Source organism: Aquitalea palustris, assembly GCF_003693445.1.
In the GTDB taxonomy this organism is placed as follows: Bacteria; Pseudomonadota; Gammaproteobacteria; order Burkholderiales; family Chromobacteriaceae; genus Aquitalea; species Aquitalea palustris.
Genome location: NZ_RFAR01000106.1, coordinates 1 through 11855 on the forward strand (window position 1 = coordinate 1; position 11855 = coordinate 11855).

The window sequence follows — 11855 nt, forward strand, 5'->3', positions numbered from 1 at the left end:
GGTTTTGCCGTGGTGGCCGACGAAGTGCGCAAGCTGGCTGAGCGCACAGCCAATGCCACCCAGGAAATCGACAAGATGATTTCACGCATCCAGGCTGATACCGTGGGTTCGGTTACCGGCATGCGCCAGAGTGCGGCACAAGTGGGTACCAGTGTCGAGCTGGTGCATCAGGCGCATGCGGTGCTGGATGAAATCAGTGTGCAAATGGCAAGGGCCGTCAGCATGGTGGCGGAAATCAGCCATTCTGCCGATGAGCAAAAAACCGGCATGGACCTGATGGGCCAGGGCCTGGAGTCGGTGGCGGCACTGACCGGCAAAAATCTGGAAGTGGCGCATGCCACAGAAGCCGCATCGACCCGCTTGCAGCTCAATGTAGAGCGCATGGGCAAGGCGGTGGCGCAGTATCAGGTCTGATTGCGCTTGAGAAATGAACAAGGCCCCGCGCATTGGCTTGCAGCGGGGCCTTGTCTTTGCAGGCAGGCCTTGGCCAGCGCTGCCCAGTCTTATTCCAGCAGTGGCCCGGCCTTGATCACCGCCTGAGTGCGGCTGCTGACTTCCAGCTTGCGCAGGATGGCGGAAACATGCGCCTTGACCGTGCTCTCGGCGATATTCAGTTCGTGCGCCACGATCTTGTTGGGCTTGCCGGCGACAATGCCCTCCAGCACGCAGCGCTCCTGGCGGGTCAGGCTGGCCAGCCGGGTTAGCATGGCTTGCTGTTCGGCCGTGAGAGGGATAGCGGTGGGGCTGTTGGTATCGTGGCCGGCGAGGGAGGAGGGCTGATAGATTTCGCCATCGGCGCTGATGCGGCGTACCGCCTCGGCCATTTGCTGGCGCGGGGTGGATTTGGGAATGAAACCGCAAACGCCCAGCGCCAGTGCGGCTTGTACCACTTCGCTGCGCTCGTCGGCCGACACCACCACCAGCGGCACAATCGGCGCGGCGCGGCGCAGGCTGGCGACGCCGTTCAGCCCCTGCATGCCCGGCATGTTGAGGTCGAGTAGCGCCAGCTCCAGGCTATCGTCGTGGATGGCAGCGCTGGCTTCCGCCAGCGAGGTACATTCGATCAGGCGGATGTCCGCGCCAAATACTTCCCGCACCACGTCCTTCAAGGCTTCGCGAAACAGCGGGTGGTCGTCGGCAATCAGTACACTCATTTCCATATCGATACAGTCTCGCAAAAATAGCGCGCCCGGCAGCGGCGGCGTCCAAGACTATAGCCTGAATCGGCCAATGCTGGCAGCATGTCCGCTGCATGACTGGCGCTCATCGTATGTTGCACAGCTGCTTGCGCGCAGCCCTAGCCGATCTGGCTTGCTGATCACGCTAGAATGAAGCTGTCTGTTCGTGTTAGCCACCGCTCTGCCTCAATCCCTTCTGGGGCAAGGCCGTGCTGTGGGCATGGCATGGTTAAACTGGCAAAGACCGGTCAATAGAATGACAAGGCCGTCGCCCGCTGTGGCGCGGCGGCAAGGTGGAGACATGATAGAGAATAGCCTGGTGTTGCTGGGCAGTACCCAGCAGCAGGACCCCGCACTGGCTGCTGCCGAGCTGTTTCAGCAGCTGCATCAGCCGGATCTGGCACTGGTATTGCTGTTTATTTCCCCGGCCTATGATCTGGCCAGCCTCGGCCCCAGCTTGCACCGCTATTTTGGTAATGCGCTGGTGGTGGGGTGCACCACGGCAGGAGAAATCGGCTGCCATGGCTATCAGCAGGGCAGTATCAGCGGGGTGAGCTTTGCCGAGCCCGATTTCTTTGCCGTGGCAACCCGGCTGGATAATCTGCACGCCTTCGAACTGGCCGATGCCTTCGAAGCCGTGATGACTTCGCGCCATGAGCTGGCGCGCAAGAGCGGCCAGGCCATCGACCGCAACAGCTTTGCCCTGATGCTGATCGACGGGTTGGCGGCCTGCGAGGAGCGGGTGGCCAGCCGCTTGTCGTCAGCGCTGGGGCATATTCCCTTGCTGGGCGGGTCCGCCGGCGACAATATGCGCTTCGAAAACACCGCCATCCTGCTGGACGGCCGTTTTCACAGCAATAGCGCAGCTTTTGTGATGGTGGCCAGCCGTCATCCTTTCGAAATGTTCAAGTCCGAGCATGCCGCCCGCAGTGGCGAGCGCATGGTGATTACCGAGGCCGATGCCGACAGCCGCCTGGTTACCGAAATCAATGCCGAACCGGCGGCGGCGGAATACTGCCGGCTGCTGGGGCTGGACCCCGAACGGCTGGACCCGCACACTTTTGCCGCCCACCCGCTGGTCTTGCAAGTGGGTGGCGTGCCGTATGCGCGTTCCATCCAGCGCGTTAACGATGACTTGTCGCTGTCCTTTTTCTGCAGCGTGGACGAGGGCGTGGTGTTGTCGGGTACCGAGGCGCAGGATCTGGTCGCCAGCCTGGCCCACACCTTTGCCCAGGTCCGTGGCAAGCTGGGCCAGCTACAGGTGGTGCTGGGCTGTGACTGCATCTTGCGGCGCATCATGATCAGCAATACCGCTGCGCAAAGCCGCCTGTCAGCTTTGCTGGTGCAAAACCGGGTGGTGGGCTTTAACACCTACGGCGAGCAGTTCAATGCCATGCATGTCAACCAGACCTTCACCGGCATTGCCATCGGCTACGCCGCCGGGCCGTCTGCAACATACGGAGCGGGATGATGGAGCAGGAGATCGATTTAGCCCTGGCCGACCGATCACAGCTGCTGCAGCACATTGCCCGGCTGGAAAAGGACAATGCCAAGCTGCGCAAGATCAACAAGGCGCTGATCTACCGCGTGGAGAGCGGCATGGCCGACAATGGCAATTCCTTTACCATCTTCCAGGTGTCGGCCGAGCTGGAAAAACGTATCCAGGAGCGTACCCACGCGCTGGAACGCGCGATGAATGAACTGAAAACCAGCAATATCGCGCTGGAAGAGGCCAGGCTGGCGGCCGAGCAAGCCAATAACCGGCTGGGGGTGGCGGTGGATACCATCGCCGACGGCTTTGCCCAGTGGGACCAGCACGACCGGCTGGTGCGTTTCAACCAGCGCTTTGTCGAGCTGCAGCCGGCATTGCGACGGCATGTGCGTAGCGGCATGCAGTTTGCCGAATACCTCGACCATCTGGCCGATTCCGGTAGCGCGCTGGAGGCGCTGGGCCAGGTCGACTGCTGGCGTGAGCAGCGCATCCAGCTGCACCGTGACAGCAGTGGCAGCTATCTGGAGGCGCTCAGCGATGGCCGCTATTTGCGTATCAGCGAACGCCAGACTGCCGATGGCGGCCGCGTGGCCATTTATACCGATATCAGCGAAATCAAGCGGCAGGAGCAGCGCTTGCGCCAGCAGGATCAGGCCGCCCACCGCCAGCTGCTGGAGGCCACCGTCAACAGCTTGCGCCAGGGTATTGCGGTGTTTGATCACCATTCACTGCTGCTGGCATGGAATCATCGTTTCTGCGAGCTGGCCGGGCTGTCGCCGGCGATTTTGCGCGTGGGGCAGGCCTTGCCGGCCAGTGCGGAAATACCGCTGCTCTGCCCGGTCAATGGCAGTTACGAAGTGGAAACGGTTAGCGGCCTGGTGCTGGAGATCGAATCCTGCCCCATGCCCAATGCCGGCTTTGTGATTACCTGCAGCGATGTCACCGCCCGCAAGCGCGATGAACTGGCCTTGCGCGAGAGTGAGTCCAAGCTGCGGCTGATTACCGATGCCTTGCCGGCGCTGATTTCCTATGTCGATAAAGACCAGATTTACCGCTTCACCAACAAGGGCTACGAAGACTGGTTTGGCCTGCCGGTGCAGGAAATCAATGGTCGAACCCTGCGCGAGGTGCTGGGGCCGGCCTTGTACGACCCGCGCCAGCATTTTGTCGAACGTGCGCTGGCCGGGGTGTCGTCGGTATTCGAACTGAAAATGCCGGCACCCAAGCGCTCGGTGGAGTATGCCCAGGCGGCTTTTATTCCGCATATTGGCGAAGATGGCGTGGTGCATGGCTTCTACGCGCTGATCCAGGACATTACCCAGACTCGCCGTGCCGAACAGGTGTTGACGCAAGCCAAGCAGGAGCTGGAACTGCGGGTCACCGCGCGCACCAGCGAACTGCGTCGTGCCAATAGCCGCTTGCAGGAAGCCATCGTCGCCGCCGAAGAGGCCAATCGCAGCAAGACACGCTTTTTTGCCGCCGCCAGCCACGACCTGCTGCAGCCACTGAATGCCGCGCGGCTGTTTGTGGCCAGCCTGGCCGAACGTGAAGCCAGGGGTGAAAACATGCGGCTGGTACAGCATGCCGCAAGCTCGCTGGAGGCGGTGGATGATCTGATCAACACCCTGCTGGAGCTGTCGCGCATTGATGCCGGTGCCATCGAGGTGGAGTGCAGTCATTTTCATATCGACCAGCTGCTGCGCCAGCTCAGCATCGAATTCAGCCCGCTGGTGGCCGAGCGCGGGTTGAGCCTGCGTAGCCATTTGTGCGGCGCCGTGGTGTACAGCGACTGGGTCTTGCTCAGCCGCATCCTGCGCAATTTCCTCAGCAATGCCTTGCGCTACAGCGAGCATGGCCGGCTATTGCTGGCGGCGCGGCGTACCACTGAAGGCGTGCTGGTTGGTGTGTGGGATCAGGGGCAGGGCATTCCGGCCGACAAGCTGGCGCAGGTTTTTGAAGAGTTCCAGCGCCTGCCCGAGCACCGTGCCATGTGCAGCAAGGGGCTGGGGCTGGGACTGGCCATCGTCAAGCGGCTGGCCACGCGCTTGCAACACCGGCTGGAAGTGCGCTCACAGCATGGGCGCGGCTCGTTTTTCGGCATCGTGCTGCCCTATGGTGAGCAGGCTGCCGCTAGTGCCATGCCACGGCAGCAGGAGGGGATCAGCACGGTGCTGCCATCGGAATTGCAGGGCCTGACGATTTTGCTGATCGACAACGAGCCGGCGATTCTGGCCGGGATGACCACCTTGCTTTCTGGCTGGGGTTGCCTGCCGCTGGCGGCCACCGGGCTGGACGAGGCCCGAGCCTTGCTGGGACAGCTGAGCCGCCCGCCGGATGTGATTCTGGCTGACTATCATCTGGATCACGGCGCGAGTGGGCCGCAAGTCATCCTGGCGCTATGTCACCAGCTGCAGCTGAAGATTCCTGCCGCCATCATCACGGCCGACCGCAGCCCGGAAGTGGCAGCCGAAGTCGCTGGCGAAGGCTGGTCCTTGCTTAGCAAACCGGTACGGCCGGCCAGGCTGCGGGCGCTGATCGGTCATCTGGGCAAGCTGGCCTTGCAGCAGCGCGACAGCTAAGACTGCTGCCAACCCCTCGCCCTGGCGTGTGCCTTCCTGCCGCCCTACGTGTACTGTCCGTATCAGCACACCTTGGCCTGTGGTCACGAAGTGAGCTTGTTTGCGGCGCTAAGGAGCAGGGCGTCTACTGCGACGGCCGAGCCGGATCTTGCAGCAGCGCGGCGGCACGGTTCTAAGACCAAAGTCGAATAGAGGGGGATGAGCTAATTTCGCACAATGACCTGGCAGCCGGTTGTCACAGCCGGCGCTCCGATTCTAATAGCCAGGAGGCAACGTCATGTATCAGCAAGCGCTCGCAGCACTCAGCAAGAAAGTCCCGCTGAAATCACGTTACGACAACTTCATTGGTGGCCGCTGGGTGGCACCGGTACAAGGGCAGTATTTCACCAATGTCAGCCCGATCGATGGCAAACCGCTGTGTGACATTGCCCGCTCCACGGCTGCCGATATCGAACTGGCTCTGGATGCCGCCCATGCTGCCGCCGATCGCTGGGGCCGTACCGCACCGGCAGTGCGCGCCAATGTGCTGCTGAAGATTGCCGACCGCATGGAAGAGTACCTGCCTTTCCTGGCCTTGGTCGAAACACTGGACAACGGCAAGCCTATCCGCGAAACCAATGCTGCCGACCTGCCACTGGCGGTGGATCACTTCCGCTACTTTGCCGCTTGTCTGCGTGCCCAGGAAGGCTCGCTGTCCGAACTGGACGAAGACACCGTGGCTTATCACTACCACGAGCCGCTGGGCGTGGTAGGCCAGATCATTCCCTGGAATTTTCCGCTGCTGATGGCCGCCTGGAAGCTGGCCCCGGCGCTGGCTGCCGGCAACTGCGTGGTGCTCAAGCCGGCCGAGCAAACCCCGATGGCCATTCTGGTGCTGATGGAAGTCATTGCCGACCTATTGCCCGATGGTGTGCTCAATGTGGTGAACGGCTTTGGTGTGGAAGCCGGCAAGCCGCTGGCCACCAACCCGCGTATTGCCAAGGTGGCGTTCACTGGTGAAACCGGCACCGGCCGCCTGATCATGCAATACGCTGCCGAAAACATCATCCCGGTGACGCTGGAGCTGGGTGGCAAGTCGCCCAATATCTTCTTCGAAGACGTGATGCGCGAGGACGACGATTACTTCGACAAGGCACTGGAAGGCTTTGCCATGTTCGCCCTGAACCAGGGGGAGGTATGTACCTGCCCGTCGCGCGTGCTGGTGCAGGAATCCATCTACGATGCCTTCATGGAGCGCGCAGTCGCCCGTGTCAAAGCCATCAAGCAGGGCAATCCGCTGGACATGGCCACCATGATCGGTGCCCAGGCCTCGCGTGAGCAGCTGGACAAGATTCTGTCCTATATCGACATCGGTCGTGCCGAAGGTGCGCAGGTACTGACCGGTGGCGGCCAGGCCCACCTTGGTGGCCAACTGGCAGAGGGCTTCTATGTGCAGCCCACCATCCTGGCCGGCCACAACAAGATGCGTGTGTTCCAGGAGGAAATCTTCGGGCCGGTGGTGGCCGTCACCACCTTCAAGGACAAGGAAGAAGCACTGCACATTGCCAATGACAGCGCCTTCGGCCTGGGGGCCGGGGTGTGGACCCGCGATGGTAATACGGCCTATCGCATGGGCCGCGAGATCAAGGCGGGCCGGGTGTGGACCAACTGCTACCACCTGTATCCGGCGCATGCAGCCTTTGGCGGCTACAAGAAATCCGGTATCGGTCGTGAAACCCACAAGATGATGCTCGACCACTACCAGCAAACCAAGAACCTGCTGGTGAGCTACAGCCCGAAAGCCCTGGGCTTCTTCTAAGCAGTCCTTGTCCGCCGGTAGCCGATGGCGTGGTCGTATGCGCGCCAGCGGCTTGCCGGCAGCAATTCTTTGCACGGTCAGCCCCCTGTGGGGTGACCGGTTGCAAGCAGCGGTCCTCCTTGGGGGTGGCGCGAGTCGCCCTCGCTTTGGCGCCGCCGGTTTCTCGCAAAAAGGGGTGACATGATTTCCCGCGTCAACATGACAGAGCGTGCTGCGGAACTATTGTCGGTGTTGTGCCAGCGCCATGGTTCCTTGCTGTTCCACCAGTCTGGTGGATGTTGTGACGGCAGTGCGCCACTGTGTTTTACCCAGCAGGAATTCCGTGTTGGCGATCATGACATCCTGTTGGGAGAAATCGGCGGCTGCCCTTTTTACATCAGCGAATTTCTGTATGGCTATTGGCAGAACTGCGTCCTGACCATCGATGCCCTGCCGGGGCGTGGCAGTGGCTTTTCGCTGGAGTCGGCGGAAGGAATGCGTTTTGTCACGCTGTCCCGCTTGCTAAGCGAGGAGGAATTGGCTGCTGTGAGTTCGCAAGAATCCCGCCCGCCGCCCTGACGGACCGTTACAATACGGCCATCCTTGTGATGACCGGGTAGGGATGTGCAGGCCATTGGCATTAGCCGAAAAACCCCGCTAGTCGGGGTTTTTCATTTGTATCGGGCGATCTGTACGGTGCGGCTGGTGGCTGATCTGCCTGCTCAGGATGCGTCCAGGTAGTCGTAGCCGGCCCAGTCAAGGGCGTAGCCATTGACCTTGCGCAGGGTGACCGGCTTGAGCAGCCCATGCTGCTGCATGTGGCGCAGATGCTCATGAATGGTCAGGTCGTTGAATTCATCACCGGTTTCGCGGCGAATGGCGGCGATCAGCTGGCGCTCGTCCAGATATTGCACCTGCTTCAGGCGCAAAATGCGTAGTATCCGGAACACCAATAATTCGTTGCGTGGCATTTGTGTCTATATTGTTGCAGCGATTTTTCATTTATCTGACATTTTTGTTGGGAAAGTCAAGAAATATGACGGAAGTGTTTCAGTCGGGAGTGGCGCATGGCGCTTGAGCGTCCCGATTCCCCTTGTGTTGCCCGTTGCACCACCGCCGTGGGGGACAATGTCTGCCGCGGCTGCGGTCGCAGCTTTGCCGAGATTTCCAACTGGTGCTTTATGGACGAGCCGGCGCGCGAGCAGGTATGGCTGCAGTTGCCGCAGCGGCAAGCTTTGCTGGATATCGCCGAGCGCTTGGGGGTACTGCTCGACCTGCAGCAACTGGATGGTGAGGAGTGGGGGATGTTGCCGCTGGATGGGCGGCAGTTGTTCATTCGCATGCAGGCCGCCACTGTGCAACTGCGCTTGCCCGATGGCCGGGCCTTGCCACTGGATGTGCAGCAAGGGCTGGATGGCATTGCCGCACAATTGCGTCAGTATGCGGTGCTGGTCAATTAGTAGTTAATGGAGAACTGAAATATGGCGCAGGACAGTTCCTTGGCTGATTTCTGGGATGTGCGCTACCAGCAGGGCGTCACACCATGGGAAGGGGCGCAGCCGGATGCACATATGCAGCGCTTCATTGCCACCTTGCCGCAAGGGAGCAGGGTCTTGCTGCCGGGGTGTGGCTCAGCGGCAGATGTACGCTGGCTGCTGCAGGCCGGCATGCAGGTGGATGCCATCGATTTTAGCCATGAAGCCATCCGGCGCGCGGCTGCCGCACTGCAGGACAGCCCGGTGCGCTTGTGGCAGGCCGACTTCTTCACCCTGGAAGCCACCCCAATATACGACCTGGTGTTCGAGCGAGCCTTCTTGTGCGCCTTGCCGCCGAGGATGTGGAGAGACTATACCCATAAGATGATGCAACTGATTCCTAGTGGCGCTTATCTGGCCGGGGTGTTTTTCCTGGCGGACAAAGCCAAGGGGCCTCCCTTCGGTACGAGCCGCGATGCACTGCAGCAACTGTTTGGTGAGGGCTTTGCACTGAGAGACTGTCAGCCGGTTGGCGCGCCTTTGCCGGTATTTGCCGGGCAGGAGTTCTGGATGGTGTGGCAGCGCCAGCTCGCCGCCGGCAGCGAGCTGGCAGAATAATCTTTCATATCCTGTAGTTACAGTTTGTGCTCGCTGTGAACTGGCGGGGAATGGTTCTTGATAACGGTCATTTTTATTGCAATTGGGATTGGTTATTTCACAGATTTAAGGTAAAAATGTAGCGCCCGCTTTAAACATATAACAAGCAATATCAGCAGGTCGTAAGGAGAGAGCATGGATTGGTTCTGGCGCGTATATACCCTGGTCGAAAAAACCTTCTTCAATACACTGACCAGGAAATTGTGCAGTTTCTTTTGTTTGAGCCTGTTCCAATTGATCATGTTGGCTTATTCGTATGTGGTGTTGACCGATATTCGTGGCCAACTGAATAACCCGGCGGTTCCCAGTGGTGTGTCCAACCACATTCTGTCCAGCATCGATAGTGCCATTTTCTGGGGCAGCTGCCTGTGGCTGCTGGGTTTGGCCTTTACCTGCTTCATGGTTTGGTATCTGCGCTATCTCATTGTGCGGCCACTGAAAATGATCATAGGCATCTTCAATGAGATTGGCGCTGGCGAGGGGGATCTGTCGCGCGATATTCCGGCCATTACTTATGATGAAATCCGTGATGTTTCGGTCTCCTACAATCGCTTCCAGCTGAAAATGCGCGAAATCATCAGCAATGTGCGGCTGATGACCGTGCGCATTGCCATGGATTCTGCCCGCACCCGCAAGAATGTGAGTGAATCGCTGGGTAGTGCGGTACGCCAGGATGAATTCGCCACCCGCGTGCGCGATGCCAGCGATCAGACCACCACGGGCATTAATCAGGTCACCGGTCAGACGCAAAGCATTTCCGTGTCCACGCTGTCCAATCTGGATGTGGCACGTGAGTCTTACGATGAGCTGAAAACGGTGGCCGACCGCATTTATGACATCAGTCAGAAAGTCGGTCATTTCAACGAAACGGTGGAAGACCTGAGCCAGCGTTCCGCCAGCATCAAGACCATTGTCGATCTGATCAAGGATATTTCCGATCAGACCAATCTGCTGGCACTGAATGCCGCCATCGAGGCGGCCCGTGCGGGTGAAAGCGGCCGTGGTTTTGCGGTGGTGGCCGACGAAGTGCGCAAGCTGGCGGAGAAGGTGAAAAAGGCCACCGACGAAATATCCAGCAATATCGATGGCATGCTGGGTCTGGTGTCGGACACCCAGGTTGAAACCAATGAAATCACTGCCGGAACCCATCAGGCCCGCGAAGTGGTGTCGCGTGCCTCGCAGCATTTTGGTCGCATGATGGGCGATTTCGAAGCCACGGCCAGCAGCCTGACGCAAATTGCCGGCACCATGGAAGATTTCGCCGAAACCAATCGTCAGGTAAACCGCCATGTGTCGGAAATTCACGATCTGGGACAGCAGGTAACCGAACGCCTCAATCATACCGAGCAGGTAGCTGACGAATTGTCCGGAGTAGCCGAGCAGGTGCAGGAAATGGTCTCGCGCTTCGTGATTGGCGAAGGTGAATTTGACCGCATGATAGGCTTGGCGCGCAGCATGCGCGATGAGTTGCAGGGCGTGCTGCAGCAACAGCACAAAACGGGCGTCAATATATTCGACCAGCGTTACCAGGCCATTCCCGGCAGCAAACCCAGCAAATACCATACCGCCTATGACGAGAAGCTGGCAGGCATGGTACAAGCGCATTACGACAGTCTGGTGCGGGATGTGGTGGGAGGGCGCTTCTGCCTGCTGGTAGACAGCAATGGCTATGCACCTACCCATAACAGCTGGTATAGCCAGCCACTGACTGGTGACGAACAAAAAGATTTGGTCAATAGCCGCGACAAGCGTATTTTTTCTGATCCTGCCGGGCTCAAGTCGGCCCGTAATACCGAGCCCTTCCTGTTGCATACCTATATGCGCGATACCGGAGAGATCCTGTCCGAGCTGACGCTGCCGGTGTTTATCGACGGCAGGCACTGGGGTGCCCTGCGCCTGGGCTTTGATCCCGGCAGTCTGCTGGAGGCGGCGGGCCTGGAGAAAAAAGGCCGGCGCTGAAGCCATTGATGCAGGAAATAAAAAAGAGGCCATAGGGCCTCTTTTTTTATTGGAACATCCACCAGGCTTTAATCCAGTTGCGAGGTGCAGCAAGGGCAGCGGCTGGCCTTCTCCGGCACGCTGGACAGGCAGTAGCGGCATTCCTTGGTGGCGGCAACCGGGGCAGCTTCAACCGGCGCTTCGCGCTTCAGCTTGTTGATGGCTTTCACCAGCATGAAAATGGCGAAGGCCACGATAGTGAAGCTCACCAGCGAGTTGATGAACAGGCCGATATTCATGGTTACCGCACCTGCCTGTTTGGCGGCAGCTACCGAAGCGTAAGGCCCGGCTTGCTTGGCGCCTTCCTTCAATACGAAGAACAGGTTGGCAAAGTCGACATTGCCGACCAGCAGGCCAATTGGCGGCATGATGACATCGTCGACCAGTGATTTGACGATGGAGCCGAACGCACCGCCAATGACCACACCGACGGCCAGATCGATGACATTGCCTTTAACAGCAAATTCCTTGAATTCCTTCAGAATGGACATGGCTGATCCTATGGTTATTGTTTAATACAGAGTTAATTAATGCTTATTTTAGCACGAATAAACCGCTGTGATAGTCAGACGATTCTTTGCGAGGAGCTGGGGTTTTGTCAAAAGGAAACGGCGGAGGCAATGGCAATGCAAAAAGCCCGCTATCAAAGCGGGCTTTTATCTGGCTCCCCGAGCAGGGCTCGAACCTGCGACCTGCGGA

General features: G+C 59.3%; 11 protein-coding genes. 8 read left to right on the plus strand and 3 right to left on the minus strand.

The genetic code is table 11. The features are described 5' to 3' along the window. A partial coding sequence (locus EAY64_RS18720; RefSeq protein ID WP_233566511.1) for a methyl-accepting chemotaxis protein occupies positions 1-414 on the plus strand: 414 nt, incomplete at its 5' end. 89 nt (positions 415-503) lie between these two features. On the opposite strand, the gene EAY64_RS18725 is transcribed toward EAY64_RS18720, so the two are convergent. Next, the gene (locus EAY64_RS18725; RefSeq protein ID WP_226034163.1) at positions 504-1154 is read right to left on the minus strand and encodes a response regulator; all 651 of its coding nucleotides are present in this window, start codon (positions 1152-1154) and stop codon (positions 504-506) included. Positions 1155-1479: 325 nt separating this feature from the next. On the opposite strand from EAY64_RS18725, the gene nosP reads away from it, so the two are divergent. The 4 genes from nosP to EAY64_RS18745 all read left to right on the plus strand — a co-directional run bounded on the left by nosP (position 1480) and on the right by EAY64_RS18745 (position 7605). Next, complete coding sequence (nosP, locus tag EAY64_RS18730; RefSeq protein ID WP_103526235.1) at positions 1480-2649, plus strand: nitric oxide-sensing protein NosP; 1170 nt, start codon at positions 1480-1482, stop codon at positions 2647-2649. Next, positions 2646-5249: a hybrid sensor histidine kinase/response regulator gene (locus EAY64_RS18735; protein ID WP_233566512.1), complete on the plus strand. Its 2604-nt coding sequence runs from the start codon at positions 2646-2648 to the stop codon at positions 5247-5249. The genes nosP and EAY64_RS18735 overlap by 4 nt, the downstream gene beginning before the upstream one ends. A gap of 277 nt (positions 5250-5526) precedes the next feature. Then, a complete protein-coding gene (gene adh, locus EAY64_RS18740) occupies positions 5527-7047 on the plus strand; it encodes an aldehyde dehydrogenase (protein WP_103526236.1) in 1521 nt (506 codons plus the stop codon). A gap of 180 nt (positions 7048-7227) precedes the next feature. Beyond that, positions 7228-7605, plus strand: a complete 378-nt coding sequence (locus tag EAY64_RS18745; protein ID WP_103526237.1) for a DUF779 domain-containing protein — start codon at positions 7228-7230, stop codon at positions 7603-7605. 143 nt (positions 7606-7748) lie between these two features. Here the strand turns inward: EAY64_RS18745 and EAY64_RS18750 are convergent, their stop codons facing one another. Further along, the gene (locus tag EAY64_RS18750) at positions 7749-7997 is read right to left on the minus strand and encodes a hypothetical protein (protein ID WP_103526238.1); all 249 of its coding nucleotides are present in this window, start codon (positions 7995-7997) and stop codon (positions 7749-7751) included. Positions 7998-8093: 96 nt separating this feature from the next. On the opposite strand from EAY64_RS18750, the gene EAY64_RS18755 reads away from it, so the two are divergent. From EAY64_RS18755 to EAY64_RS18765, 3 genes are all read left to right on the plus strand, one after another. Beyond that, complete coding sequence (locus EAY64_RS18755) at positions 8094-8486, plus strand: DUF1289 domain-containing protein (protein ID WP_103526239.1); 393 nt, start codon at positions 8094-8096, stop codon at positions 8484-8486. Positions 8487-8507: 21 nt separating this feature from the next. Continuing rightward, a complete protein-coding gene (locus tag EAY64_RS18760) occupies positions 8508-9119 on the plus strand; it encodes a methyltransferase domain-containing protein (RefSeq protein WP_103526240.1) in 612 nt (203 codons plus the stop codon). A 174-nt stretch (positions 9120-9293) separates the two neighbouring features. Then, positions 9294-11117 (plus strand): methyl-accepting chemotaxis protein, encoded by a 1824-nt coding sequence (locus EAY64_RS18765; RefSeq protein WP_103526241.1) that lies wholly within the window; start codon positions 9294-9296, stop codon positions 11115-11117. Between the two features lie 68 nt (positions 11118-11185). Here EAY64_RS18765 and mscL read toward each other — a convergent pair whose 3' ends face one another. Next, complete coding sequence (gene mscL, locus EAY64_RS18770) at positions 11186-11647, minus strand: large-conductance mechanosensitive channel protein MscL (RefSeq protein ID WP_103526242.1); 462 nt, start codon at positions 11645-11647, stop codon at positions 11186-11188. Positions 11648-11855: the final 208 nt, after the last annotated feature.